Annotated in this window: 25 protein-coding genes and 1 tRNA gene; 7 read left to right on the top strand and 19 right to left on the bottom strand. The window is 63.4% G+C overall.

Annotation, left to right across the window (positions count from 1 at the left end; translation table 11 throughout):
- Nucleotides 1-79: 79 nt before the first annotated feature.
- Both pheA and EA462_RS02775 read right to left on the bottom strand, forming a co-directional pair.
- Entirely contained in the window at nucleotides 80-892 is an 813-nt protein-coding gene (gene pheA, locus EA462_RS02780) for a prephenate dehydratase (protein WP_124177035.1), read from the bottom strand.
- 325 nt (nucleotides 893-1,217) lie between these two features.
- On the bottom strand, nucleotides 1,218-1,526 hold the full coding sequence (locus EA462_RS02775) for a non-histone chromosomal MC1 family protein (protein WP_124177034.1): 309 nt from the start codon (nucleotides 1,524-1,526) through the stop codon (nucleotides 1,218-1,220).
- A 229-nt stretch (nucleotides 1,527-1,755) separates the two neighbouring features.
- Between EA462_RS02775 and EA462_RS02770 the strand changes: the two genes are divergently transcribed.
- The gene (locus EA462_RS02770; RefSeq protein ID WP_124177033.1) at nucleotides 1,756-1,953 is read left to right on the top strand and encodes a hypothetical protein; all 198 of its coding nucleotides are present in this window, start codon (nucleotides 1,756-1,758) and stop codon (nucleotides 1,951-1,953) included.
- Between the two features lie 192 nt (nucleotides 1,954-2,145).
- Here EA462_RS02770 and pheT read toward each other — a convergent pair whose 3' ends face one another.
- The 8 genes from pheT to EA462_RS17160 form a co-directional block, all read right to left on the bottom strand.
- Nucleotides 2,146-3,876 (bottom strand): phenylalanine--tRNA ligase subunit beta, encoded by a 1,731-nt coding sequence (gene pheT / locus EA462_RS02765; protein WP_124177032.1) that lies wholly within the window; start codon nucleotides 3,874-3,876, stop codon nucleotides 2,146-2,148.
- Nucleotides 3,876-5,402, bottom strand: a complete 1,527-nt coding sequence (gene pheS, locus EA462_RS02760) for a phenylalanine--tRNA ligase subunit alpha (RefSeq protein ID WP_124177031.1) — start codon at nucleotides 5,400-5,402, stop codon at nucleotides 3,876-3,878. Before pheS ends, pheT begins: the two co-directional genes overlap by 1 nt.
- Before the next feature lie 79 nt (nucleotides 5,403-5,481).
- Nucleotides 5,482-7,134, bottom strand: coding sequence for a tryptophan--tRNA ligase (locus EA462_RS02755; RefSeq protein ID WP_124177030.1), 1,653 nt, complete (start codon nucleotides 7,132-7,134; stop codon nucleotides 5,482-5,484).
- Between the two features lie 102 nt (nucleotides 7,135-7,236).
- A complete protein-coding gene (locus EA462_RS02750; RefSeq protein WP_124177029.1) occupies nucleotides 7,237-8,397 on the bottom strand; it encodes a tubulin/FtsZ family protein in 1,161 nt (386 codons plus the stop codon).
- Nucleotides 8,398-8,455: 58 nt separating this feature from the next.
- Nucleotides 8,456-9,505, bottom strand: coding sequence for a tRNA-intron lyase (endA, locus tag EA462_RS02745; protein WP_124177028.1), 1,050 nt, complete (start codon nucleotides 9,503-9,505; stop codon nucleotides 8,456-8,458).
- 236 nt (nucleotides 9,506-9,741) lie between these two features.
- Nucleotides 9,742-10,518 carry an endonuclease NucS domain-containing protein gene (locus EA462_RS02740; RefSeq protein WP_124177027.1) on the bottom strand — a complete coding sequence of 259 codons (777 nt, stop codon included), beginning with the start codon at nucleotides 10,516-10,518 and terminating at the stop codon, nucleotides 9,742-9,744.
- An 87-nt stretch (nucleotides 10,519-10,605) separates the two neighbouring features.
- Entirely contained in the window at nucleotides 10,606-10,722 is a 117-nt protein-coding gene (locus EA462_RS02735; protein WP_394341812.1) for a hypothetical protein, read from the bottom strand.
- 65 nt (nucleotides 10,723-10,787) lie between these two features.
- On the bottom strand, nucleotides 10,788-10,925 hold the full coding sequence (locus EA462_RS17160) for a hypothetical protein (protein ID WP_165872007.1): 138 nt from the start codon (nucleotides 10,923-10,925) through the stop codon (nucleotides 10,788-10,790).
- A 229-nt stretch (nucleotides 10,926-11,154) separates the two neighbouring features.
- Here EA462_RS17160 and EA462_RS02730 point away from each other — a divergent pair, with 229 nt between their 5' ends.
- Both EA462_RS02730 and EA462_RS02725 read left to right on the top strand, forming a co-directional pair.
- Entirely contained in the window at nucleotides 11,155-11,751 is a 597-nt protein-coding gene (locus EA462_RS02730; RefSeq protein ID WP_124177025.1) for a DJ-1/PfpI family protein, read from the top strand.
- A gap of 88 nt (nucleotides 11,752-11,839) precedes the next feature.
- Complete coding sequence (locus tag EA462_RS02725; protein WP_124177024.1) at nucleotides 11,840-12,949, top strand: aminopeptidase; 1,110 nt, start codon at nucleotides 11,840-11,842, stop codon at nucleotides 12,947-12,949.
- A 15-nt stretch (nucleotides 12,950-12,964) separates the two neighbouring features.
- Here EA462_RS02725 and EA462_RS02720 read toward each other — a convergent pair whose 3' ends face one another.
- Nucleotides 12,965-13,465 (bottom strand): methyltransferase family protein, encoded by a 501-nt coding sequence (locus EA462_RS02720; RefSeq protein WP_124177023.1) that lies wholly within the window; start codon nucleotides 13,463-13,465, stop codon nucleotides 12,965-12,967.
- 308 nt (nucleotides 13,466-13,773) lie between these two features.
- Nucleotides 13,774-13,847: transfer RNA gene (locus tag EA462_RS02715), tRNA-Val, on the bottom strand.
- A 61-nt stretch (nucleotides 13,848-13,908) separates the two neighbouring features.
- Between EA462_RS02715 and EA462_RS02710 the strand changes: the two genes are divergently transcribed.
- Both EA462_RS02710 and EA462_RS02705 read left to right on the top strand, forming a co-directional pair.
- The gene (locus tag EA462_RS02710; RefSeq protein WP_124177022.1) at nucleotides 13,909-14,400 is read left to right on the top strand and encodes a DUF192 domain-containing protein; all 492 of its coding nucleotides are present in this window, start codon (nucleotides 13,909-13,911) and stop codon (nucleotides 14,398-14,400) included.
- 63 nt (nucleotides 14,401-14,463) lie between these two features.
- A complete protein-coding gene (locus EA462_RS02705; protein ID WP_124177021.1) occupies nucleotides 14,464-16,437 on the top strand; it encodes an ABC transporter ATP-binding protein in 1,974 nt (657 codons plus the stop codon).
- A gap of 82 nt (nucleotides 16,438-16,519) precedes the next feature.
- Here EA462_RS02705 and EA462_RS02700 read toward each other — a convergent pair whose 3' ends face one another.
- The gene (locus tag EA462_RS02700; RefSeq protein ID WP_124177020.1) at nucleotides 16,520-16,864 is read right to left on the bottom strand and encodes a DUF5789 family protein; all 345 of its coding nucleotides are present in this window, start codon (nucleotides 16,862-16,864) and stop codon (nucleotides 16,520-16,522) included.
- A 129-nt stretch (nucleotides 16,865-16,993) separates the two neighbouring features.
- Between EA462_RS02700 and EA462_RS02695 the strand changes: the two genes are divergently transcribed.
- Nucleotides 16,994-17,731: a creatininase family protein gene (locus EA462_RS02695; protein ID WP_124177019.1), complete on the top strand. Its 738-nt coding sequence runs from the start codon at nucleotides 16,994-16,996 to the stop codon at nucleotides 17,729-17,731.
- A gap of 25 nt (nucleotides 17,732-17,756) precedes the next feature.
- Here EA462_RS02695 and EA462_RS02690 read toward each other — a convergent pair whose 3' ends face one another.
- Both EA462_RS02690 and EA462_RS02685 read right to left on the bottom strand, forming a co-directional pair.
- Nucleotides 17,757-18,185: a DUF5790 family protein gene (locus tag EA462_RS02690; protein ID WP_124177018.1), complete on the bottom strand. Its 429-nt coding sequence runs from the start codon at nucleotides 18,183-18,185 to the stop codon at nucleotides 17,757-17,759.
- Between the two features lie 127 nt (nucleotides 18,186-18,312).
- Entirely contained in the window at nucleotides 18,313-18,693 is a 381-nt protein-coding gene (locus tag EA462_RS02685) for a dihydroneopterin aldolase family protein (RefSeq protein WP_124177017.1), read from the bottom strand.
- Between the two features lie 83 nt (nucleotides 18,694-18,776).
- Here EA462_RS02685 and azf point away from each other — a divergent pair, with 83 nt between their 5' ends.
- Complete coding sequence (gene azf / locus EA462_RS02680) at nucleotides 18,777-19,520, top strand: NAD-dependent glucose-6-phosphate dehydrogenase Azf (RefSeq protein WP_124177016.1); 744 nt, start codon at nucleotides 18,777-18,779, stop codon at nucleotides 19,518-19,520.
- Nucleotides 19,521-19,606: 86 nt separating this feature from the next.
- Here the strand turns inward: azf and EA462_RS02675 are convergent, their stop codons facing one another.
- The 4 genes from EA462_RS02675 to EA462_RS02660 all read right to left on the bottom strand — a co-directional run bounded on the left by EA462_RS02675 (nucleotide 19,607) and on the right by EA462_RS02660 (nucleotide 23,082).
- Nucleotides 19,607-20,050 (bottom strand): hypothetical protein, encoded by a 444-nt coding sequence (locus tag EA462_RS02675; RefSeq protein ID WP_124177015.1) that lies wholly within the window; start codon nucleotides 20,048-20,050, stop codon nucleotides 19,607-19,609.
- 139 nt (nucleotides 20,051-20,189) lie between these two features.
- Nucleotides 20,190-20,804, bottom strand: coding sequence for a DUF309 domain-containing protein (locus EA462_RS02670; protein WP_124177014.1), 615 nt, complete (start codon nucleotides 20,802-20,804; stop codon nucleotides 20,190-20,192).
- Between the two features lie 418 nt (nucleotides 20,805-21,222).
- Entirely contained in the window at nucleotides 21,223-22,320 is a 1,098-nt protein-coding gene (locus EA462_RS02665) for an aminopeptidase (protein WP_124177013.1), read from the bottom strand.
- A 45-nt stretch (nucleotides 22,321-22,365) separates the two neighbouring features.
- Complete coding sequence (locus tag EA462_RS02660) at nucleotides 22,366-23,082, bottom strand: queuosine precursor transporter (RefSeq protein ID WP_124177012.1); 717 nt, start codon at nucleotides 23,080-23,082, stop codon at nucleotides 22,366-22,368.
- Nucleotides 23,083-23,360 lie beyond the last annotated feature (278 nt).

Here is a 23,360-nt window from a genome sequence, read left to right as displayed (position 1 = left end):
ACGGTCTGCTGTAAGTCAGTACCGGCGTATCCGGAGACCGGGTTCCGGGTGCGCCGGTAAACAGTTACAGCGGACCGTCTCAATCGACGACGTGTTCCGTGTCGTACGAACCCAGCCGCCGAACCCAGCCGTTTTCCGCGAGCTCTTCGAGTTCCTCGATGGCCTCGTTCGTCCGCGATTCGTACAGCCCCGCCTCGAAGTCGACGTGGAAGACGTAATCGCCCAGTCGTCGTCCGCTCGGACGCGACTCGACCCGAGTCAGGTTGATATCCTGGTCCGCGAAGGGCTCGAGTAACTCGAGCAGCAATCCGGGGTAGTTCGCGTTCGGGTAGACCACGAGGGACGTCTTTCCGCCGCCGGTCGATCGATCCTCCGTCGGGGCGATCGCGAAAAACCGGGTCGAATTCGAGTCCTGATCCTGGATGTCCTCGGCCAGTACCTCGAGTTCGTCGCCGTCGTCTGCGTTCGCCGGATGGCCGATGCCCGCGACGGAGGCGTCCGTGCGAGCGAAGTCGACGCCCTGGGCCGTACTGGCGACGGCCTCGAGCGCGGCGTCGGGGTACTCGCGCTCGAGGTAGGTTCGACACTGGGCGAGCGCCTGCGAGTGGCTGGCGACCGTCTCGAACGTCGGACCCTGTGCGAGCAACGCGTGTCTGACCGGGGTGACGATTTCGCGGACGACGGCGACGTCGTACTCCGCGAGCGCGTCCAGACTCTCCGTGACGCTTCCTTCGATGCTGTTCTCGATCGCGATGACGCCTCGGTCGTGTTCGCCGGTTGCGACGGCGTCGACGATCGACGTAACCGATTGGCTGAATTCGATCTCGTCACCGATCGCACGCGCCGCTCTGTGTGAATACGTCCCCTCGGGTCCGAGCGTTATGACGGCCATTGTCGTCTCATAGTACAGAGAGGATCAAAAGGCCCTCGGGTTCGTCCGGATCGGACTCGTCGAGACGGCTCGTTCCGTCCACGGACGCGACCGCGGAGACCGACGGTCCGTTCCACTCGGTGCCTATCGACCCGAGCCGCCACTTCTCGAGGGTGGATGTTCGGATCTCGAGGCGTGCACAGTCCGCTCTTCGAGGATGAACGCAGCGTTGGCACTCCGCTCGCCGGTCGGGAGAATCGTCTCAGAACACGCCGGAGCTACGTCCACACGTTCGACCGAACGGTTCGCCCTTCGAACTCGTCAACCGCGAAATGCTCCTCCGTTCTCACTCTTCGAGATGTTCGATCCCCTTTTTCGAGACGTTTGCCTCGGTGATCTCGCTTGGCATCCAGTCCGGCTTGTCGTCGGGAGCCGTCTCCTCCCACGCCCAGCCGTCGTAGATGTGGACCTTGTCAGTCCCCTTCTCGCGAAGTTCCAATTCGACTCGGTCCGCGTCGTCCTCGCTGGAACCCGGATCGAGTCGCCTGGCTGCCTTGAGTGCGGCCTGTCGGGGAGTGTTCCCCGAAAAGACGCTCGACTCGTCACCGCTCGATTCACGTAGCGCAAAGTTTCGCTTACCGTCTTCACGTACCATGGTTTTCCTCCATGTCAATCCAGCGCACGGTCTGACATAAAGATATCCCCGAAAAACGACCGACAGCGTCGGTATCTTTAAGTACATGGACTACGGCATTTAGTCGCACTATCCCAGACCAACGGTTTCACGCGTGGTTCTGATGATCGTTTGCCACGGACGGCCGTCTGGTATCTCGTAGAAAACACTTAAGTATATCCTACGGCGAAGTTCGTCATAGAATCCCGCGATGGTACGGAAAAAGAAGTTGAGTCCAAGCGGTGCGAAAGACGACGACGGAAACTACCACAACGTCCACCTCAATCTCCACGAGGACGAACTCGCAGTCGCGGGGATGGATATCGGCGACGAGGTCTTCGTCCGAGTCCGGGACGGGAAGATCATTATTCAGAAAGCCGACGGAGAGGACGTCGAACACGAATTCTAGCCATCGAAGTTTTGCTCTGCGGGTGCGCCAAGGCGCACCCTCGGCAAAAATTCGATTAAAAGCACTCCTCCTTCCGTTCCGTGACGCGTAGCGTCACTTCACGTCAGTCGTCGGCCCGCTCGCTCACGTCGTTCGCTCGCGGTACGTTACGGCGTCCACGGCGAAAACGAGGCGGTCGCTTCGTCCGAGATCTTACGACAGCGCCGCCAGGTCGAACTCGAAGCCGGCGACGGGGACCTTGAGGTCGTGTTCGACGAGCACGCGCGGATGTACTTCTCCGATCACGCCGACGGCCTCGCCGTCGATCACGACGCTCGCCGTACGACCCGAAATGAACGTCGGGTGTTCCGTGGATGGCGTCTCGAGGTCGACGTCGAACCGTCGACAGAGGGCCTGCAATCTGGCTTTGGCGTCTTCGTAGCCGGATTCGTGACTCGCGAGGACGGCCCCGACGCGACGCCGTTCGCTGATACCGGTGGTTTCGGCCTCGTCGACCGCTGCCGTGAACCCGATCTCGGACAGGTTCTGTGGATACGCACGATGGGTGTTTCGCTCGAGGACCATCAACAACGAGGGCGTGACCCAGGTCCGCAACATGGTGTAATCCTCGCTGTACGGACCTTTGATCGTCGCCGGCTCGCCGGGACCGTAAACGTCGTCTCCCGGTGAGGCGGAGAGTCGATCGAAGTTCTCTCCCTCGCTGATCATGTGAAAGTTCAGCAGGTCTTCGAAGCCGAGCCCGACGAGCTGGGTCCGGGCGGCGTCCTCGAGTCTCGAGCGCTCGTGGCGGCCGCCGACGGTTCCCACGTCGGGGTACTTCGGCTCGAGGTCGTTGAAGCCGTAGGCTCGTCCGAGGTCGTCGATGACGTCGAGCGGATGAAGCACGTCGACCCGATAGGGCGGGATCGTCACCTCGTAGACGAGTCCGTCGTCGTCTCCGCTCTCCCGTTTCTCCGCTTCGAGTCCCGACCGTTCCGCGAGGTCGATCACCTCGTCCGGATCGAGGTCGATGCCGAGGATCGTCTCGATTCGGTCGTGGGAGACGGTCTTGGTCTTCGTCGAGAGGTCGGGCCGGACCAGTTCGCGTTCGCCGGACTCGCCGTCGGAATACTCGACCCGAACCTCCTCGAGGGTCGCTCCCCTCGCCGCGAGCGCGTAGCAGACGATGTTCAGCATCTTGTCGATCGTCCACTGGTCGGTGCCGGTCATCTCGACGAACAGGTCCCGCGAATCGGTCGAAACCTCCGTCCGGCGGCCGTTGATCACCGGCGGGAACGAGAACAGTCCGAGGTCGTCGTAGATCGCGGGATAGCGCTCGTACTCGCTGACGAGGTCCGCGTAGGTCTGTCCCGTCGGATGGTCCTCGAGGACGTCCGCCGGCGTCATCTCGGCGTCCGAATCGAGGGGAACGAACCGATCCCCGTCGGGTTCGACGCCGACGTACTCGATGGTCGGGTTGCCTTCCGTCGCCGTCGAGCCTTTCAGCATCGTCAGATCGTGGATCCCGACCGCACCTTTCGCGCGCTTTCGCCCCATCGTCGCGTGGAGTTTCTCCTGGAGCTGGATCAGCGACTCGAGGCTCGCGTCGTCCAGATCGACGTCCCTGATTACCGCACCCGTCACGTAGGGGCGCTCCTCGGGAACCGACTCGTCGACGACGATCGTCCACTCCGGCGAGTTCGTCGACGGGACGTGGACGCCCCGGGCGTCGCCGTACTGGTACCGCACGGAGCGTGCGACTCCCTCGACGGAGAGCCGATCGAGACGGTCGGGGGCGAACTCGAGTTCGAACGCGCCGTCGTCGGTTCGACCCTCGAACTCGAGGCCGAGCCCGAACAGGTCGTCTTTGAGTTCGTCGTCGTCTTTTTCCTCGTGGCCGGTCAGTTCGCGCAGTTCATCGGGGTCGATGTCGACCGTGGGCATCAGTAAGTCACCTCCGTTTCCCGCAGCAGTTCGAGGTCACACAGCGTGCCGTGGATGTCGCGAATGTCCTCGAAGCCGTACATCAACATGAGCAGCCGCTCGAGCGCGAGCCCCCACGCCATCACGTCGCACTCCACGCCGAGTGGCTCTAGCATCTCCTCGCGGAAAATGCCCGAGTTACCGATCTCCACCAGTTCGCCCGTCGTCGGGTGAGTGCCGAACAGCTCGAAGCTCGGCTCCGTGTAGGGGTTGTAGTGGGGTTTGAACTCGATGTCGGTGATGCCGAACCGGGCGTAGAACTCCTCGAAGGTGCCCATCAGGTCCCGAACCGAGAGGTCCTCGGCCATCACCCAGCCCTCGATCTGGAAGAACTCGAGGAGGTGGGTCGGATCGAGCGTATCGTTCCGATAGACCTTCTCGACGCTGAAAAAGCGCGCCGGCGGCTCGATCTCACCGATCTGTTCGCCGGAGAGGTAGCGCGTCGACAGCGACGTCGTGTGTCCGCGAAGCGCAAGCGCCCGCGCGAAGTCTTCGTCCCACGGCGAGTGATAGCCCTCGCCGTCGTCGCCGACGCCCTCGCGGTGGGCGCGCTCGACGCGTTCGACGAGCCCTTCCGGAAGCTCGTCGATGTGGGTCGGTTCCTCGAGTGCGAACCGATCCCAGTGGGTTCGTGCGGGATGGTCCTGGGGCATGAACAGACAGTCGTTGATCCAGAAGTCCGCGTCGACGTGTGGTCCTTCCATCTCCTGAAAGCCCATCCCAACGAGGACGTCTTTCACGCGGTCTGCGGTCTGGCGCAGGATGTGAACCCGCCCGCCTTTTACCTGTTCGGCGTCGGCTTCGACGTTGTACTCTGCGAACTCGACGTCCTCCCACTCGCCGCTGGTCAACAGTTCCGGCGTAACCTGTCCGACCGTCTCGGAGCGCTCGAGACCGTCCGTTCGGACCGTGACACCCCGTTCGGTCAGCCTCACCTCGCGCACCGTCGTCTCGGCGATCTCGACGAGCCCGCGACGCTCGAGTCCGCCCATCGTTTCGCCGTCGACATCGACGACCTCGAGCGGTGTATCGTCGGTTCCGGCGAGTTCTTCGAGTGCGTTCGCCTCGGCGTCGGCCGCGGGATCGGCGTCGGGGTCGGCGGTGAGCTCGCCGCTGTCGATCGCTCCGTAGCCCTTTCGCGCGTAGTTCGAGAGCGCGATATCGACCTGCGATCCCTCGAGTCCCGACGCACCGATGACCCGTCCCATCGAGGCGGGGTCGTCGTCCGCGCCGGCCTCGAGTGCGGCCTCGTAGAGCCGGACCTCGGGGAGTCCGTCGTCCGCGTACGTTTCTCCCTCGTCGGTGAGTCTACTCGTTTCGTCGACGCGTTCTTTGACGACGACCAGACCGTCCTCCTCGAGTTCGAAGACCGCACCGGTGACGGTCTCGGGCGGAAGGTCGGTCGCCGCGGCGAGGGCGTCGACGGCCGTCGTCTCGTCCGCGCTCGCGGCCTCTACGACCGCGACCTGTGATTCTGGTAGTTGCATTCGCTTGTGTGGTAGGCGTTCGGGCGGTCAGTTAGCGGTTCCGACTCGGATCGACGTCGATCCGGCGTATCGCCCGGGGTCAGCGGCGCGGCGACTCGAGTTCGATGTCGGCCGCCTCGAGTAAGTCCGCGACCTCGGCGCGTTTCTCCTGGTGATCCTCGAGGAACTCGCGCATGAGGCCCGCGGCCTGTTCCTTGCAGTCACCACAGAGACGCTCGCCGCCGACGCACTCGTCGTAGACCAGTTTGGCGAACTCGTCGTCGTCGCCAGCGAGTAGATAGGCGTACAGCTCGTAGACCGGACACTCGTCGGCCCGTCCCCCCTTCTCGCGCTGTTCTTCGGCCGTCTCGCGGCCGCCGGTCGTCGCTGATTTGACCTTGTCGTAGCCCGTCTCGGGATCGTCGAGCAGCGAGATGTGGCTGGCCGGAATCGACGAGGACATCTTTCCGCCGGTCAAGCCGGTCATGAAGCGGTGATAGATCGACGACGGGGGCCGAAAGCCGTAGCCGCCGTTCTCGACTTCGATCGTTCGGGCGAGTTCTTCGGCCGCCTCCCGACCGATCTCGAATGCATCGACGTGGCTCTCGTAGACGCGCTTTTCGCCCTCGACCGCGTCGATCAGCGCCTCGAACGCCTCCTCGGTCGCCCGCCGATCGAAAAAGCGCGTTCGCGGGCGAACGGGCTCCATTCCGGCCTCGTTCAGTTTCGTGAGGACCGATTCGAGAACGCTCGCGTCGATGTCGAGCTCCGCAAGCGGCGTCGCCTCGAGCGCCTCGGCCACGTGGAGACACCGAAGCTGATCGTCGTCGAACTCCGCGGGCTCGAGTCGGTCGTAGAACGCGGCGACGAGGTCGCGCTCTTCGGCCTCGAGTTCGAAGCTGGCGTACGCCCGCGTGACTTTGAAAAAGCGCATTCGCTCGGCCAGATCTCGCGCCAGCCGGACGTGGGGGTCCTGGTCGGGCCCGACGGGGATAACGGTCGGCTTTGGCTCCTCGAGTTGCGGGTAGAGGATGTCCGCCATCTGCGTGACGACCGATTGCATGTGCGAAACTGAGGTTTCGCCGTCGAAGCCGTAGATCCCCTCGAACTCGGAGAAGTTGGCTTCGGCACCGAGATCGAACGCCAGATCCTGTACCTCTCGGTTGGTCGACTGTCTGTAGAGCGTTCCCTCTTCGAGGTCGAATCCGAGCGCGAGCAGCGACAGCAGATAGTTGCGTGTGTGTTCGTCGATTTCGGCCCAGCTCATTCCGCGAGCGGAGTTTGCCTCGAGATCCGCGATCAATGCGTAGGCGTCGGCTCCCTGCTGTTGGTGCCAGATGATCTCGTCGAAGACGAGTTTGTGACCGATGTGTGGCTCTCCCGTGGGCATGAATCCAGAGAGGACGGCCGCGGGCTCTCCGTTAGCCATCGCGTTCGCGACCGGTCGATAGTCGCGGTGGCCGAAGATGACGCCCCGTCGCATCAGGTAGTGTGGGTTCGGAACCTCGTCGCTGACGTCGTCGAACTCCTCGATGCCGAACTCCTCGAACAGCTTGCGGTAGTCGGAGACGCTCGAGGAACCCCACGGATCCAGCGCGACGTCGTCGACGGCTCCGCCGTCCGTTCGGACACGCTCCGCTCCGTCGTCCGAGGGAGCTGCGCTCTCGGTCCAGCGCCTCGACGGGGACCGCGTGCGCTCCTCGCCGGCCGATTCCCCGGACTCGGTCTCCTCGAGTGGGTCGTCTCCGCTCATTACCACCGCTTTGGCGGTCCAGCGCGCAAAAACCTTCGCCTTCGTCGGTGCCGGCGATTCGCGACTATTTCCGAATCGGAAAACCGATCAAAAATGACCGCTTCAGCGGCCGGTTCGGTCTCGATCCAGCGGGGTCGTTCGAGACCGGATCGCCTCGAGTCGCTCGACTGGGTCGACGCCGGCGAGGACGACCACCGCGAAGACGACGTCGCTCTCCGGCCGCGGCGCATCGCCGCCGAGGATCTCTACGGAGCCCGTCGCCTCCTCGATCGTTCGTCGTCCGTCTGCGATCGCTCGTCGGTTGAGCCACGCCGGCGGCCCGCCGACCACCAGCATCGCTCGCGCTGCGTTTTCGGGCTCACACTCGAGGGTGAGCCTGTCGCGCAGCGCCTTGCCGATCGTCGTCTCGATGGCGCTTACGGCCTCGCTCGTTTCGACGGACGGCTCCGCCGAGAACAGTCCGAGGCCGAACCGCGAGCCGCCACTATCGGTTTCGATTCGCTGTTTCCCGTAACCGATCGTCGCGATTCCCGTCTCGTTTCCGAAGATCCGCCCGACGTCGTTGGCGTCGATGATCGTTTCCGCCGCCGTCACCTCTCCCTCCTCGGTCGCGTCCGCCGTGGCCGAAAAGAACGTTGCGACGCGCGTCGCGAGCTCCCGGTTCAATCGATCACGGGCGTCAGCCATCGTCTCAGCGGTTTTGAGCCACCTCTCGTTGTCGAAGCAGAGAACGGCGTCCGCCGTTCCGTCGAGTTCCTCTAGCGTCCGGGTCGCGTTCTCCTCGGCCATCGGGCGTGCCGTCGGTTCGTTGCCCGCGTCGGAACCGCCGTCCGATGGCGGCGCGAGCTCCCGTTCGGCCGGAAGCGTCGCGAGCACGTAGACCGGCGCGTCGTACAGCGTCTGGAGGTTCTCGACGAGCTGTGGGATCGTTCCCCCGCCGGTCGCTCCCCCGAGACCGACGGCGACCAGAAACGCGTCGGCAACCGCCGGCCGTCCCCGATCCAGCCGCCGGCTGAGCTCTTCGACGTACTCGTTGCCAACGCTGCGCCCCCGCTGGAGATTCCCGTTGAGCCCGCTTTCGATCGTCTCTCCGTACCGGTGGCGGTAGGGGTCGGGAATCGACGTGACCTCGTCCAGGCACGCCGAATCCGTATCGAACGCGAACACGTCAGCGACGAAGGAGTGGTCGGCTGGATCGACTTCCAGGATCGCAGCGGCGATCCGACACCCGGCGCCACCGACGCCGATCACCTCGAGTTGCATATCCGAACTGTTACCGCCGGCTGTACGTCAGTGTAGTGATTCGTCGAGCCGACATCGATCACGGCGTGAGTCGCTCGAGCGACCACCACTCGATCTCCTCGCCGTCGACGAGAGCGAAGACCATCGTCTTGCGGACGCCGTGTGCGAGTCGGACGTCGAGTGCGAGATCGCGCGGCTCGAAGACGGCCGAAGCGGAGTGAACGCGTACCAGCAGCTCCGAGTGGCCGAGTTCGTCGACCGACTCGACGTCGGCGTACGTCCGAAAATCCGCACCGAACTTGTAGCCCGTCTTGGGAACGACCCCGCGTTCGCGAAGCGCCGTGTAGACCCGTCTCCGTCGTCCGAACCGTTCGCCTTCGACCTCGCGACCACGCTCTCGAACTACCGATGACTCGAGATCGATCGCACCCCGTTCGACGAGAAAGGCCGCCTCGAGCAGCGAACACTGAAGCGTCGGTCGGTCGTACTCCCGCCCCTCGAGCGGTTGGCCGTAGAACGCCTCTTCGTAGAGATCGAGCGGCGGGTCCCACACGACGACGCGGTCTGCGAGTAGATCGGCGTCGCAGCCGTCGGGTAACGTGGCGGTCGACGATCCCCGCGGATCCGCTCGGCCGACGTCGAAGTACGTAATTTCGCTCTCTTCGTCGACGACGGCCAGTACGCCCGACGCGAGATCGGCCGCCGGGACGTCGGTTCGTTCACCGATAACCCGCATGGTGTAAGCAATCTCGCCGTCGCCGGGTCCCTTTCCGCGGGGAAAGACGGCGAAGTCGGCGGTCGGCGGATCGACGAGCCAGGGTTCGGCGGCCGGCGAGAGGTAAAACCCCCGCGATCGAAGATCGGCGTAGACGAGAAACCGAACGCCGAACTCCGTTCCCGGCTCGCGGGCGACGAACGACCGAAACGACAGGCGCTCGCCGCTCTCGACGTCGACGACCGCTTCGAGGTCGCCGCGGTAAAGCAGGTGTGCGGCCTCGACGGGAGCGAGTGCGATCTCGTTGCCCGAGAGCGGGTAGCCGTAACCTCGTGCATCGTGAAATCGCTGGCGCGCGTTTTCGCCCAGACGGACGACGTTCGCGCTCTCGTCGTATCGCCCCTCGAGTGACATAGCAGGGGCTTGGCCAGCGGACACTAAGTGACTGTGGATCGGCTCCGGGCCGACCGGTGTCGGTCGGTGCGTCACGCGGACCGTCGTCGGTCAGTTCCGACGCATCCCCAGGACGGGTCACGGGTGTCGCGAAACATCGAGGTAGCAAACCCTCTTATACGGACTATTGTAAGCCATTGCCGGTGGAACCGCGACCCGTCTGCGGTCCCAGCGGTAAATCGTTACAATAGACCGTATTAATCGTCACTCGCCGGCTCGGCTCCGGGCGGTCGCTCGAGGACGCGTTCACACGTCGCGTCGAGACAGCGGGTTCCGGTTCTCGTTTCGAAGCTCGGGAGACCACAGCGACACTCCCCGTCGACGACGCCGGTCGGGACCGCGAACCCGGTTTCGCAGTCGGGATACTGCTCACAGCCGGCGATGAGGCCACCGCGACGAAGGATTCGCAGGTCGCCGTCACAGCTCGGCTTCGGGCAGCTCCACTCGCGATCGAACGCCTCCGTGACCGCCTCGTCGAGCGACTCGCAGCTCCGGTCGAGACAGACGTTGAACGCGAGGCCGCGTTCGACGCGCATTCGCGGAAGTCCACAGTCACAGTGACTCTGGTCCGTACAGATCGTCGCGTCCGCGGGGACGCCGTAGCGCGTCCCACAGCCGACGCAGTGAACGCCGTCAGACCGGACGAGCGCACCGTCACAATCGGGACACTCCCCGACGGGAACGCCCGCCGATGACGACGGATAGTGGGCGAACCCGTCCTGTTCGTGAGCGGCGATTCTGAGCGTCTGTTCGTCTTTTTTCGCCACGAGAGTAAAGCCGTCCGTCCGGTCGCTCGAGACACTGTCGGCGCGGGTGAGCCAGGCGACCGGCTGGTAGCCGTCGACGTCGTGGACGAGAACGGTGTTGTCGGGCTTGACGATCGTCGTCACGCGACCGCGGTACTCCTCGCGGTCGGCGGCCTCTGAAATCACGGTACAGTCGCCCGCGAGGACGCGAATGGCGTCGTCGATCATGCCAACGTTGGCCGCGCTTCGATACTTAAACTCGAGGTCGGCGAGGACGTCCGCAGTCTCGGCGGCGCCGTAATCGTTCGCGGGCGCTCAGTGTTCGTCGAGACGGACGTACGTTCGCGTCGTTCCGACGCCCTCGAGCGAACGGATGTCCGAGGTAACCGTCGTCAGAATGTCGTGCGGTCCGTCGCCTTCTATCTCGACCATGACGTCGAACTCCCCCGAAATCACGTGGGCCTCGAGAACGCCCTCATACGGTCTACTGTAAGTCGTTACCGGAGCGACCGCAGGACGGCTCGCGGTCGCCCCGGAAAAAAGTCACAGTAAACCGTATCACAGGTGCGAACGGCTTTACAGACCTCCTCGGACACGCCGGTTGCGACGTCGACTGCGGTGAACGCGTACACCATGTTCCGTCCACACTCCGTACGTGACCGAGGGGGAAATAACGAGTGTACGCTGGATGAGGTTCAATGACAAGCTCCGAGCCACCGTGCGCGGGGCAGTTGACCGCAGCGTCTCGAACTGCGTCGTCGCCTCGTCAGTTCGCCCCTCGAGAACCCAGCCTCGGAGAGGATCAGCGTGTCGGCGGGTTCGACCAGTCACAACACGTTTCTCCGTCGCCGTCGACGTTCGTCCATGGTCGACATCACTGCCGAAATCGTCCTCTTCGACGGCTTCGACGAACTCGACGCGATCGGCCCCTACGAGGTACTGGTCAACGGCGCGGAAGCCGGTGCATCGATCGAGACGCGCCTCGTCACGCTCGAGGAGACCGACGTCGTGACGGCCAGTCACGACCTCCGCGTCGAACCTCACGGAACGCTCGGGGAGCCGGATCTCCTCGTCGTCCCCGGTGGCGGCTGGACGACCGCGAACGAGGGCGTCCGGGCCGTCGTCGAGGACGGCATCCTGCCCGGCGCTGTCGACGAGCGATACACCGCCGGCGCGACGATCGCATCGGTCTGTACCGGCGCGATGATCCTCTCCGAGGCCGGATTGCTCGAGGGACGACCAGCGACGACCCACCACGCCGCCGTGGACGACCTCGAAGCCACGGACGCGACTGTCGTCGACGAACGCGTCGTCGACGACGGCGACGTGCTCACCGCCGGGGGCGTCACGTCCGGTCTCGACCTGGCGCTGTGGCTTCTCGAGCGCGAGTTCGGTGCCGACGTCGCGAACGAGGTCGCCCGACAGATGGCACACGACCGCCGGGGTTCGGTTTTCGGGTAGCGCCCGAGAGGACGATCTCCCGTTCGTATCTCGCCGGTTGCACTTCGATTCGAAAACGGTATCCCGACGCTTCGGGTACCTGTGGCACATGGACCCGCGCATTCGCGAACACGCCGAGATCATCGCAACTCACTCGGTCGACCTCGAGGAAGGCGACAACGTCGTCGTCGACGCCCATCCGGTCGCGGAGGACCTCGTCGTTGCCCTCCACGAGGTTATTGGCGACCGGGGAGCCAATCCAGTGACGACGAGCCAGCGAACCGGCAAGCGCCAGCAGCGTGCGTACCTTCGGGCCGCAGAGGGGGACGACGCGGAACCCGAGTTCGAGACGCCCGATCACGAACTCGCACTCATCGAGAACACGGACGTTTACATCGCCATTCGGGCGACCGACAACGTCACCCAGACCGCCGACGTCGATCCGGTGACCAGCGCGGCCTACAGCCAGGCCCAGCGCCCCATCCTCGAAGAGCGGCTCTCGAAACGCTGGTGTCTGACACAGTATCCCGCTCCCGCCAACGCTCAACTCGCCGAAATGAGTACGGAGGGCTACGAGAACTTCGTCTGGGACGCCGTCAACAGAGACTGGGACGCCCAGCGCGCTCACCAGGAGAACATGGTGGAGATCCTCGATCCGGCCGACGAGATCCGAATCGTTAGCGGGGAGACGACCGACGTCACGATGTCGATCGCTGGCAACCCGACGCTGAACGACCACGGCGAGCACAACTTGCCCGGCGGTGAGGTGTTCACCGCTCCCCAGCCCGACAGCGTCGAAGGCGAGGTACTGTTCGATATGCCGCTGTATCACCAGGGTCGGGAGATCACCGACGTCTCCCTCGAGTTCGACGGCGGCGAGGTCGTCTCGCACTCGGCGGCCAAAAACGAGGACGTCCTCACCGAAGTTCTCAACACCGACGACGGCGCACGTCGGCTGGGCGAACTCGGCATCGGAATGAACCGCGATATCGACCGATTTACGTACAATATGCTCTTCGACGAGAAGATGGGCGATACCGTCCACATGGCCGTCGGGCGTGCCTACGACGACACCGTCGGGAGCGGTAACGAAGCCAACGACTCCGCCGTTCACGTCGACATGATCGTGGACATGAGCGAGAATTCGTCCATCGAGGTGGACGGCGAAGTGGTACAGCGGGACGGCACCTTCCGGTTCGAGGACGGCTTCGACGGATAGCGCGTTTCGGGCGACTCACCGTGGGGGACGAGTGAACGAAAGCCATCGCGGAACTCGATCGCGGTACTCTTCGTACGCCTCTCCGTGCTTTTCGACGAGATGTGGCTCTTCGTAGCCGATGACTCGGTTGTGAAACCCGATCCACATTCCGACACCCCACCAGAGTATCGCCACAGAACGCTGCCGGAATGCCTGCCCGAGTATGACCAGAAGTACGCCGATATACATCGGGTTTCGCGTCCGTGCGTAAAGTCCGCCGGTCACCAGATCGTCGGGATCGTCGGTCGGTGAGGGTGTCCCCCTTCCGTCCGTCCCAAATTGGAACACCGTCCGGAGATATACGAGAACCCCGGCGAATATCGAAAGCCCACCGAGCACTCGACCGACGTTCGGCTCGATAGGGAGCTTCGGATGCGGTCGGTATTTCGCCAGCAACTGCGGAAGCGCCATGGCGACCGTTCCTGGAACGAGAATCGTGAACAACGCCGATTTCAAAAAAACACGTTTCGAGACCATACCAACTACAACGACTGAATAACTATTAAAAATATGTGGTAAAACACAATTCGTGTCGGATACGGATGGGCTCGAGCGGGTTCGAACCACGCCGAGACGTGCTCGCTTCGGTGCGCACGGCTCGTCTCATTCGAACCCATCTTCGGTCCCATACCTGCTTCTCGCGAATTTGCTCGCAGTAGGTAGTGGGCTCGGGCGGGTTCGAACCGAAATCAGACGTGCTCGCTACGCTGCGCGCGACTGATAGGGTTCGAACCCGCCACTCGCGACAGATTTCTGCCGCTCACGAGTTGTTCGCGGCAGAAATATGGGCTCGGGCGGGTTCGAACCACCGACCTCGGCCTTGTAAAGGCCGCGTCATAACCAGCTAGACCACGAGCCCCTAACCGAACAAAATCTCCCTGTCCGAATAACCTTTACTTTCTCGTATTGCAGGGTGTGATATGGCCACAGGGCGCGTCTGTAAGACGCTACTCGCCGGAGTCGTGCTCGTGTTGGTCGTCACGCTACTCGTTCAGGCGAGCGTCGTCTCTACTCCCTGGGGACAGGATCGAACGACCGTCACCGTTCTCGATGACGACGGCGAACCCAAAGCCACGGTCGAAGTCGAGGTCGCTGACACCTTGCAGGAACGGTACACCGGGCTGAGTGACCACGATTCGCTCGAGGCCGGCCACGGTATGTTGTTCGTCCACGCGAGCGAGGACGACCGGACGTACGTGATGCGGGAGATGGACTTCGACATCGATATCGTCTTCATCGGCGGCGATCGAACGGTTACGTCCATCGAGAACGCACGTGCGCCGGAGCCCGGCGAGGACGGCGAGGAGCTACGGTACTCGGGGCGTGCACAGTGGGTCCTCGAAGTCCCTCGTGGATATGCAAACGAGACGGAGATGGCCGTTGGCGACGATGTCGCGATCGACGACGGATAACCCTCTCTATATGTTTCGGTTCGTAGCAAACCCTTATTGTCGACCGACCCGGAGTCGGACGCGATGGACGCGGTCGACTGGGACAAAGACGACCCCTTCGAGGAGCAACGCGAACACGTCGAGAGCCCGATGCGTCGGCTGCTTTTCGAGTACGGTCGTCCCTACTGGTTCTCGATGGCCGTCGGCTTCGGCTCGAGTATCCTCGCCCGTGCGCTCGATCTGCTCCCGGCGTTGCTGCTCGCCGTCGCCATCGATGCGGTGTTCGGTGACGCGGTGTTCCACGAGCAGGTTCCGCTCGTCGTTCTGCCCGAGGCGTGGCTTCCGACGACGGCGTCGGGACAGTTCTGGTTCGTCGCGGTCGTTATCGCCGGGTCCTTCGTGCTCGGTGCACTCTTTCACTGGCTGCGCAATTGGGGATTCAACGCATTCTCTCAGGACGTACAACACGACGTCCGGACAGCGACCTACGACAAGATGCAACGCCTGGACATGGAGTTCTTCGCGAACAAACAGACCGGGGAGATGATGTCGGTGCTTTCGAACGACGTCAACCAGCTTGAGCGATTCCTCAACGATGGGCTGAATTCAGCGACCCGTCTGGTCGTGATGGTCGTCGGAATCACGCTCCTGTTGTTCTGGCTCAACCCCCAGCTTGCGCTCATCTCGCTGGCACCCGTACCGCTGATCGGCGTTTTCACCTACGTGTTCGTCAAGAAGATCCAGCCCAAGTACGCGGCGGTGCGCTCGTCGGTCGGCAAAGTCAACTCCAGACTCGAGAACAACCTCGGCGGAATCGGCGTCATCAAGTCCTCGAACACGGAGGAGTTCGAGTCGGGTCGCGTCGAGGACGTCTCGCGGAAGTACTACGATACGAACTGGGGAGCGATCCGACTGCGAATCCGGTTCTTTCCCGGCCTCCAGTTACTGTCGGGGATCGGCTTCGTACTCACGTTCGTCGTCGGAGGGTACTGGGTCTTCACGGAGAGCGGTCCGGGGCCGTTTACCGGTACGCTCCAGACCGGAACGTTCGTCGCGTTCATCCTCTACACCCAGCAGCTGGTCTGGCCGATGGCGCAGTTCGGACAGGTCATCAATATGTACCAGCGTGCGGCGGCCTCGAGCGAGCGGATCTTCGGGCTGATGGACGAACGGGGTCGGATCGAGCGCGACGCGAACGCCGAGGATCTCGAGATCACCGACGGTCGCGTCGAGTACGAGAGCGTAAGCTTCAGTTACGACGAGACGGACGGTTCGGTGAGCCAGGAGACCCAACGCGCAAACCGAATTATCGACGACGTCTCCTTCGAGGTCGACGGCGGCGACACCGTTGCCCTCGTCGGACCGACGGGTGCCGGAAAGTCGACCGTCCTCAAACTCCTGTTGCGACTCTACGACGTCGACGAGGGTTCGATTCGGATCGACGATCGCGACGTCCGCGAGGCCTCGCTCTCGAGTCTCCGCCGGTCGATGGGCTACGTCGGTCAGGACTCGTTTCTCTTCTACGGAACCGTAGAGGAGAACATCACCTACGGCACGTTCGAGGCGAGTCGCGAGGAGATAATCGAGGCGGCGAAAGCCGCGGAGGCTCATGAGTTCATCCGGAACCTCCCCGACGGCTACGACACGATGGTCGGCGAACGCGGCGTCAAACTCTCCGGCGGTCAGCGCCAGCGCGTCGCCATCGCCCGCGCCGTCCTCAAAGATCCCGACGTGCTCGTTCTGGACGAGGCGACCAGCGACGTCGATACCGAGACGGAGATGCTCATCCAGCGATCGATCGACCACTTGACTGCAGACCGTACCACGTTCGCCATCGCTCACCGCCTGTCGACCATCAAGGACGCGGATCTGATCCTCGTCCTCGAGGACGGGCGCATCGTCGAACGGGGGACGCACCGGGAGTTACTCGAAAGCGGTGGCCTCTACTCACACCTCTGGGGAGTTCAAGCCGGCGAGATCGACGAACTGCCTCAGGAATTTATCGAACGGGCACAGCGACGCCAGGCTCGAACGGACGTCGACCTCGATGACGATTGATACGGTCTGTTATGGTTTTTCTCGGTGATCGCTTTCACGTCCGAGCGATCGCCGTAAAACGGTACAACGATCCGTCCGAGGGTTAGAACGACTCCTGTTCTCGCTGTCCGTCCTGACCGGGTGCACCTTCGTCCTGGCGTTCCTCCCCCGATGCGGGCGGCGTGCGGTCGCTGTAGTTCTTGCGCCCGATCGCTTCGTCTCCGACCATGTTCATGATCGCCGTTTCGACCGCCTCGAACGATTCGTATTCGTCTTCGTTCAGCGGCTCGAGTAACTCCGCGAGCGTCGTTGTTTTCTCGCCAGTTTCGATCACCTCGTCCCCGTGGTCCTCGAGCAACTCGGCCTGACTGACGGGGTACTCCCGGCGCTCGAGTGCGTCACGAACGTCTCCGAGGCCCACGCCCCGTTCGCGGTCGTCGTCGCTCATATCGGTCGATTGGCTACACGACCGGAAACGCATTGACCCTGCATGCGCCGCGAATCCGGGAACGCCGTCCATCTCGCTGGATTCGCACTTACCGACGGGTTCATGTCGGCGGGGCGGAAGTAGTCTGGCATGGATCTCACCGAGGCGACCTGGACGGATGTCCAGGAACTCGAGACCGATCTCGCCGTGCTTCCGGTCGGTAGCACGGAGCAACACGGACCCCACGCGCCGCTCGGAACGGACGTCCTGACCGCCCGTGCGGTCGCGGATGCTGGAGTCGACCGTTTCGATCGAGCGGTCGTGCGGGCTCCGGCGATCCCCGTCGGAATCGCGGCTGAACACCGACAGTTTTCGGGGACGATGTGGGTCTCGCCCGAGACGTTTCGGAGCTACGTCCGCGAGTCGATCGAGAGCCTCGCACACCACGGCTTCGATCGGGTCGTCATTGTCAACGGTCACGGCGGAAACGTCGACGCCCTGCGGGAGGTTGGTACGACCCTCTCACGCGACGGAGACGCCTACGCGGTCCCGTTCACCTGGTTCGAGGCCGTCGGCACCCACTCGAGTCGGATGGGCCACGGCGGCCCCCTCGAGACGGCGCTCTTGCGTCACTGCGAACCGGACCTCGTCCGCGAGGATCGGATCGAAGCGGCACGAGACGGCGCGGCCGATGGCTGGGGCGAGTGGGTAAGCCGTGCGAATCTGGCCTACGATTCGGCGGAGTTTACGGAAAACGGTGTCGTCGGGGATCCGGGCGACGGAACGGCGTCACTCGGGGACGAACTGCTCGAGCGAGCCGGCAAAGCGCTCGCACGATTGCTCGAGGCGGTCGCGGAACGAGACCTTTCGCGGCCCGACGAGCGGTAGTCTGTCCGCGCGAGCGACACTGTACTTAGTCGTCTGCGTCGTCGTCGTCCACACTCGAGTCCTCGGCCCCGGCGTCCTCGAGCGTTCCGCGTAGCGTCGGGATCGTCGAGGTGAGTTCGCCGACCTGGTCGCCCGCCGCGGTGATGTCGTCGATCGCGTCCTCGAGATCGCCGATCTCCGCCTCGAGATCGTCGGCGTCGTCGAACGCCTCGGCTCGCTGTCCCATCGTGAACCACTTTTTCGCATCGCGAAGGTGGTCCTCCGCGTCCCCGACGTCGAGTACCGCGTTGAGGCCGTTGAGGACGCCAAGGACGTTGTCAGCGTCGCTCTCCCAGATATCGTCGGCCGCTGGAAGAGCTTCCCAGCCGGCAGAAAGCGAGGACTCGACGTCTTCACGCATCTCGTTTGCCGCCTCACCGAACAGTTCGTCGTCACCGAAGGTCGCCTGGCTCATGTCAGTCCGTTCGCGGCGATCGGGGTTAAAAGGTCGCCCGAAAGCGAAAGTGAAAACCGACTTCAGGGGGACGCCACCGCCGAAACTACGACGAGGTTCCGAAAGTCGAATACGGCCGACTGTCTCGTTATCGGTTTCGAACGGCCTCGAGTCGCATCAGCGGATAGCCGTCTTCCATCGCCATTTTCGTCACGACCGTACGGCCCTCGTAGTCGACGACGATCTCGACCTCGAGAAAGCGCCCCGTCAGTTCGGTGTACTCGGCGCTCGCCGCCGCCAGCGCGTCGTCCAGTTCGTCCGTGCGGATCTCGACCGTCACGTCGGAACAGTGTGGCTGGTTCTCGATCGATTCTTCCATCGCTCGAGCGAGGCTGGATGCGCTCTCGAGCGAGAGCGGCGTGCCGGCGAACTGGTGATAGAGCGACCCGAACTTGATCCCGGCCTCGAAGCAGGCGGCTTCGGCGTCCGTCGGCGTCTCGTCGTCGGATACTCGAGTGTCATCGGCCATACCGGTAACTCGAGTGCGATCGGGAAGGTGGTTCCGATCCGAACCGTACGTTACTTATCGACGCTATCCCTCGGGTCGAACGAATGGCACAGTCGGTCCTGCTTACGGGGGCTGCGGGACGCGTCGGGGATGCGATCCTTGGCGACCTCGCGGACGAACACGAGTGGCGTTTGGTAGATCGCGACCCACCGACGGGGGAACAGCCGGGTGAGTTCGTCGTCGCTGACATTACAGACGGGGACGCGGTTCGTGCGGCGATGGACGGCATCGACGTCGTGATCCACCTGGCCGGCGATCCGCGACCGGAAGCGCCGTGGGACAGCGTTCTGACGAACAACATCGACGGCACGCAGACGGTTTTCGAGGCCGCCGTCGACGCCGGTGTCGAGAAGGTCGCCTTCGCCTCTTCGAACCACGCCGTCGGGGCCTACGAAACCGACGACCGAACGCCCGACATGTACCGCACACACGACGACTACCTGCTCGACGGAACCGAGCTCCCTCGACCGGGAAACCTCTACGGCGTCTCGAAGGCTGCGGGCGAGACGCTCGGTCGGTACTACCACGACGAACGCGGTCTCTCGGTCGTCTGCATTCGGATCGGCAACCTCACCGAGGATCATCCCCCGATCGACTACGAGCGCGGACAGGCGATGTGGCTCTCCTATCGCGACTGCGCACACCTTTTCGATCGGTGTATCCGGGCGGAGTACGGCTACGAAATCGTCTACGGCATCTCCGACAACGACCGCAAGTACTACTCGATCGACCGCGCTCGAGACGTCCTCGACTATCAGCCACGGGATAACTCGGCGGAACACGATTGAGCGATCGTACCGAACCGAGTGCGTGGCGGTGCAGGCTGGATCACTCGAGCTGACTTCGGGTCGGTCGCTGGAACCTCGATCGAACTCTACTCGGCCCCGGGTTCGTCCGGTGACTCGTGGGTGACCGAACTCGAGGACGCGTCTGATTGATCGAACGGTGGGCGGAGATCGGTATCGGTCACCCACTCCCAGTCGGAGTCAGAACCGGTCAAGCTGGTTTCACCCGCACTCAGACCGACCGTGGCGTCGTCCAGGGATGCAACTCGTTTCATCGGATACGGCTCGTGCCCGATCCGGTTTCCCTGTCGATACGTATAGAGGTCGAAGACGTAGCTCCGTTCACCGTCGTCGATAACGATCGCATCGACGCCGTCTTTCGCCAGGTGGTCCAGAAACTCCTCGGACAGCGGATACCCGTTCTCGAGTTTCGAAAAGTGTGTGCCGTCCCGTGGAATGCGTACCGCAACTCGCCCTCCCGAAAGGGTGAACCGTGATACAGACGGAGGACGTCCGCGGTACGGCTGGGGCATATCGTTCCCTGTGGATCACCAGATAGATACGTCCGGGCCTTGCTCTGTGTACTCTTGAAATCGGGGAAGGGAAAATAACCCCTTCTGCTCGTTCGGCCGACGCCTGGCTCGGTCGAGACGGGCCTTCGGACCGACTCAATCAAAACAGCCCGTCGACGTCTTCTTCCCGGGATCGACGTCGATCGACGTGTTCTGTGAGACGCTGATAGACGATCCCCCGATGATCGTCCTCGCGGACGAACTCGAACAGGAGCGAGATGAATCGACTGTCGTCGATTCCGTCCTCGAGATCCCGCCGCGCGTAGGTCAGTGCGTGCTCGAGCGGTTCGTCGCCGTACCCGAGTTCCTCGGCGAGGACGACCGCGGCGATCGCCGTCGCCTCCAAACCGAGGTCGGTGAGCGTCGGCGTATCGCCGTCGTGGTCGATCGCTGGCGGCTCTCGCCGTTCGATCACGTCCGGATCGGTGGCCAGCGTCTCGAGGAACGATCGGACCGGCGGGAGCCACAGATCTCGGTACCCATCCGGCAACTCGGCCAGATACTCGCAGGCGCTCTCGGCCAGTCCGACGGCACCCTCCCAGTTACGGTTTCGAGCGTGAAAAACCGCGGCGGTGAACTGAATCAATCCGTGGAGCAGGCGCTCGTCGTCGGTCCCCGCCTCGAGGTCGAGCCACCGCTCTTCCCAGGCGTCGTGAGCGGCGTGATAGAACCCGTCGTTGTAGATGGCGACGCCGGCCCGTAGCTGATCGCGCATGGTCGACGTTGGTACTCGAGCCTCGAGAGCGTCACGGTGGCTGTCCTCGACCGTCGGCGTTTTCGGATCCTCTGGACCGCTCGTGGTCCGATAAATAGGGGAATGGGGCCGGATATATTCCGCCTCCGGCACGGCGGGCAGACACTGTGGAAACGGGGAATGGGACGCCGAGCGAGCGTCCCCTGCCGGTTACTGGCCGCCACCGGTCAGGGCGGTACTCGATATGGTGGCCGGGACACACATAATTATGCAGTCATTTCTCGGACGTCGGTCCGTTCGCTCGCGTCACAACGACCAGCTACGGTGTGGTAGGTCGCTCCTACTGACGCGATTCGACTCCTTCACCTCGGTCTGTGAACGGATCGTCCAGATCGACCGGAGACGAGTCCCCCCTCGAAATGTGCGTTCTTCCCATCGGTTAGCCGTCGAAGTCGTCTTCCCACCGGAACCGACCGTTTCGCTGGGCGACCTCGCCGTCGATCTCGAGACGCGAGTCCTCGCTAACGTCGGTGATCAGGTCGACGTGGACGGCCGAGTCGTTGCCCGACTCTCCCTCGGGAAGACAGGCGTCGTAGGCTCGCCCGAGCGCGAGGTGCACAGTTTCCCCCATCTTCTCGTCGAAGAGAATGTTGTCCGTGTAGCGATCGATACCGCGGTTCATCCCGACGCCGAGTTCCCCCAGTCTACGCGCGCCGTCGTCGGTCTCGAGGACCTCCGTGATGACGTCTTCACCCTGCTCTGCGCTGTGGTCGACGACGCTGCCGTCTTCGAACGCGAGCGTGACGTTCCTGACCGACTCGCCCCGGACCGTCATCGGCACGTCGAACGTCACCTCGCCTTCGGTAGCCGTCGGCGCAGTGAAGACCTCGCCGCTCGGGAGGTTATGCGAGTCGTAGGCGACGGAAGCCGCGCTGTTGACCGCACTTCGCCCGCCGATTCGCATGGTGAGGTCGGTGTCGCTCGAGACCAGCCGAACCGTCGAACCCTCGTCGAGCAGCGTCTTCATCCGCTCCATCTCTGCGGCCAGCGATTCCCAGTCGCGAAGTATCGCGTCGTAGGCGAACTCCTGATACTCCTCGTAGGCCATGCCGGCTTGCTGTGCCAGCGACCGCGTCGGATGAATCGTCGAGACCCAGCGCGTCTCCATGCGCGCCTCGCGAACGTCCGTTCGCGCGCCAGAGTACGATTGACGCGTCCGGGACGGAACGTCCGCCATCGCGCTCGTATTTCGGCCGCCACCCAGCGACAGGAAGACGTCCGTCTCCTCGAGCAACGCGAGTTCGTGACTCGAGGTTGTGTCGAACTCCTCGTCGTGCGCGTGGAGGTACGCGCGCGAGATCTCTCCGGAGCTGTACGTCACGTGCAGGTTCGCACCGCGTGCGCCCAACGTTTCAGCGACGGCGACTCCGAGGTCGTGTGCGCCGGGACCGATCGAGAGCACGACGTCGTCACCCGCCTCGACGCGGGCGCTCCAGTCGACCAGCACGTCGGCGTGCTCGCGGATGCGTTCGTCCATACACTGCGATGGCGATCGGAACGGAAAACCTCGTCTCTTTGGCAACTACGCCTTCGTCGGTCGCCCCCCGTCGTCCGTCCGAGCGCGAACGAACGCGACGATAGCGTAGACAACGGGTGTGTCGAGCACCGCGATCGCGAGCTTCAGCAGGTACTGGCCGATGATCAACGCGAGGATGGCCTCGAGTGGCAACACGACGCCGACGTCGAGAACAGCGGGTGCGATCGCGAACGCGATCGAGACGAAGATGACGGTGTCGATCGCCTGACTCGTTCCGGTTGAGACGAGATTTCGCAGCCAGAGCTTCTCTGTACCCGTTCGGTCGCGGATCCAGTGAAACAACCAGACGTCCCAGTTCTGACTGACGAGGTATGCGAGCAGACTCCCCAGAACGACGTTCGTCGACGCGCCGAGCGCCGTCGAGAAGGCGTCGGGATCCACGCTCGCTTCGGCGGCGGGTGCGGCGATCGTCGACCAGACGAGCGCGAGGACCACGAAGTTCAACGCGAACGCGACGTTGACGACGATCTGTGCCGCGCGCTTGCCGTACAACTCGGTGTAACAGTCGCTTGCGAGAAACGTCAGCGCGTAGGCGAGCGCCGCCCCCGGTAGCATCAGTTCGGCACCCGTAATCGGGAGTGACACGGGAAGTTCGAACGCGAGTACCTTCGAGGCGGTTAGCTGTGCCGTGACGAGTGACGCGACGAACAGCCCGATCAACGCGACCTGTGGGATCGTCGGCGCTCCGTGTCGGTTATCCATACCGACGGCTGTGCTCGAGACCACCTAAACGATACTATCTTGCCCCGCTACCAGTATTCTCTCGAGAACCTCGAGTGAGGCCGACTACACGAACCGAACGAACCGGTCGGAGACGGCTCGACCCGATGTCCGATTCCGGAGCGACCACCGCCATGGCACTCGTTTTGGACGGACAGTCGGTTTTGGAGGGATGCTCGATGCTTCCCTCGACACCGGCGGGAACGGTCGATACGAGGGGTCTGGCTTTCGGTCCCTGGACTCCTTCCGAAGAGAAACGT

The sequence above is a fragment of the Natrarchaeobius halalkaliphilus genome, from assembly GCF_003841485.1.
GTDB classification, from domain to species: domain Archaea; phylum Halobacteriota; class Halobacteria; order Halobacteriales; family Natrialbaceae; genus Natrarchaeobius; species Natrarchaeobius halalkaliphilus.
Note: the sequence above shows the minus strand (reverse complement) of the source record. Positions and strands in the feature narration are given on the sequence as shown.

Excerpts from the sequence above, each read along its gene's own strand:
- EA462_RS17160 (WP_165872007.1), bottom strand. The coding sequence starts at position 10,925 with ATGGTGTACGCGTTCACCGCAGTCGACGTCGCAACCGGCGTGTCCGAG.
- EA462_RS02770 (WP_124177033.1), top strand. The coding sequence starts at position 1,756 with ATGGTACGGAAAAAGAAGTTGAGTCCAAGCGGTGCGAAAGACGACGAC.
- EA462_RS02670 (WP_124177014.1), bottom strand. The coding sequence starts at position 20,804 with ATGCGCGATCAGCTACGGGCCGGCGTCGCCATCTACAACGACGGGTTC.
- EA462_RS02665 (WP_124177013.1), bottom strand. The coding sequence starts at position 22,320 with ATGGACGAACGCATCCGCGAGCACGCCGACGTGCTGGTCGACTGGAGC.
- EA462_RS02720 (WP_124177023.1), bottom strand. The coding sequence starts at position 13,465 with ATGGTCTCGAAACGTGTTTTTTTGAAATCGGCGTTGTTCACGATTCTC.
- EA462_RS02685 (WP_124177017.1), bottom strand. The coding sequence starts at position 18,693 with ATGGCCGATGACACTCGAGTATCCGACGACGAGACGCCGACGGACGCC.
- pheS (WP_124177031.1), bottom strand. The coding sequence starts at position 5,402 with ATGCAACTACCAGAATCACAGGTCGCGGTCGTAGAGGCCGCGAGCGCG.
- endA (WP_124177028.1), bottom strand. The coding sequence starts at position 9,505 with ATGTCACTCGAGGGGCGATACGACGAGAGCGCGAACGTCGTCCGTCTG.
- EA462_RS02705 (WP_124177021.1), top strand. The coding sequence starts at position 14,464 with ATGGACGCGGTCGACTGGGACAAAGACGACCCCTTCGAGGAGCAACGC.
- EA462_RS02700 (WP_124177020.1), bottom strand. The coding sequence starts at position 16,864 with ATGAGCGACGACGACCGCGAACGGGGCGTGGGCCTCGGAGACGTTCGT.
- EA462_RS02695 (WP_124177019.1), top strand. The coding sequence starts at position 16,994 with ATGGATCTCACCGAGGCGACCTGGACGGATGTCCAGGAACTCGAGACC.
- EA462_RS02710 (WP_124177022.1), top strand. The coding sequence starts at position 13,909 with ATGGCCACAGGGCGCGTCTGTAAGACGCTACTCGCCGGAGTCGTGCTC.
- pheT (WP_124177032.1), bottom strand. The coding sequence starts at position 3,876 with ATGCCCACGGTCGACATCGACCCCGATGAACTGCGCGAACTGACCGGC.
- EA462_RS02660 (WP_124177012.1), bottom strand. The coding sequence starts at position 23,082 with ATGGATAACCGACACGGAGCGCCGACGATCCCACAGGTCGCGTTGATC.
- EA462_RS02735 (WP_394341812.1), bottom strand. The coding sequence starts at position 10,722 with ATGGTCGAGATAGAAGGCGACGGACCGCACGACATTCTGACGACGGTT.
- EA462_RS02750 (WP_124177029.1), bottom strand. The coding sequence starts at position 8,397 with ATGCAACTCGAGGTGATCGGCGTCGGTGGCGCCGGGTGTCGGATCGCC.
- pheA (WP_124177035.1), bottom strand. The coding sequence starts at position 892 with ATGGCCGTCATAACGCTCGGACCCGAGGGGACGTATTCACACAGAGCG.
- EA462_RS02725 (WP_124177024.1), top strand. The coding sequence starts at position 11,840 with ATGGACCCGCGCATTCGCGAACACGCCGAGATCATCGCAACTCACTCG.
- EA462_RS02775 (WP_124177034.1), bottom strand. The coding sequence starts at position 1,526 with ATGGTACGTGAAGACGGTAAGCGAAACTTTGCGCTACGTGAATCGAGC.
- azf (WP_124177016.1), top strand. The coding sequence starts at position 18,777 with ATGGCACAGTCGGTCCTGCTTACGGGGGCTGCGGGACGCGTCGGGGAT.
- EA462_RS02740 (WP_124177027.1), bottom strand. The coding sequence starts at position 10,518 with ATGATCGACGACGCCATTCGCGTCCTCGCGGGCGACTGTACCGTGATT.
- EA462_RS02690 (WP_124177018.1), bottom strand. The coding sequence starts at position 18,185 with ATGAGCCAGGCGACCTTCGGTGACGACGAACTGTTCGGTGAGGCGGCA.
- EA462_RS02730 (WP_124177025.1), top strand. The coding sequence starts at position 11,155 with ATGGTCGACATCACTGCCGAAATCGTCCTCTTCGACGGCTTCGACGAA.
- EA462_RS02755 (WP_124177030.1), bottom strand. The coding sequence starts at position 7,134 with ATGAGCGGAGACGACCCACTCGAGGAGACCGAGTCCGGGGAATCGGCC.
- EA462_RS02675 (WP_124177015.1), bottom strand. The coding sequence starts at position 20,050 with ATGCCCCAGCCGTACCGCGGACGTCCTCCGTCTGTATCACGGTTCACC.